General features: G+C 45.6%; 1 protein-coding gene. It reads right to left on the reverse strand.

The window, feature by feature from the left end; translation table 11 throughout:
- On the reverse strand, window positions 1-537 hold a 537-nt coding region (aroE, locus tag R7040_RS29500; protein ID WP_318098057.1), incomplete at both ends, for a shikimate dehydrogenase.

Consider the following 537-nt stretch of genomic DNA (forward strand, 5'->3'; position numbering starts at 1 on the left):
ACTCTCAGCAGCTTGGCCAACTAACATACCTAAACCATCATAAGCATGTGCCGCACCGTGTTGCTTAGCCCATTGGTTAAATGTGGTATCACCTTTGCCATACATCATGTCGTAGCTTGTACTATTGGCGGCGAACACCGAGGAAGAGATCGCAGGTAACTCACCACTCAATGATGCAGACGTAGAGTTGATTATGACATCGAACTCTTCAGCAATGGTATTCATCTCTTTTGCTTTAACAGGGCCATACGCAGAAAACAATTCTGCCAATTCTTCGGCTTTGGAAAATGTACGATTAGTTATCGTTAGAGATGTTGGCTTTTGATCGAGCAATGGTTTAATCACTCCTCGAGCGGCACCACCAGCTCCTATGATCAGGATACGTGCGCCTTCTAAAACGACTTGATGTTGCAACAAGTCCTGCACTAAGCCTGCACCATCAGTGTTATCACCAATGATTTCACCATCATCAAGCTTCTTAAGTGTATTCACTGCTCCAGCAAGCTGAGCACGCTCGGTCAAACGGCTGGCAAATTG

The organism is Vibrio sp. 1069 (assembly GCF_033340555.1).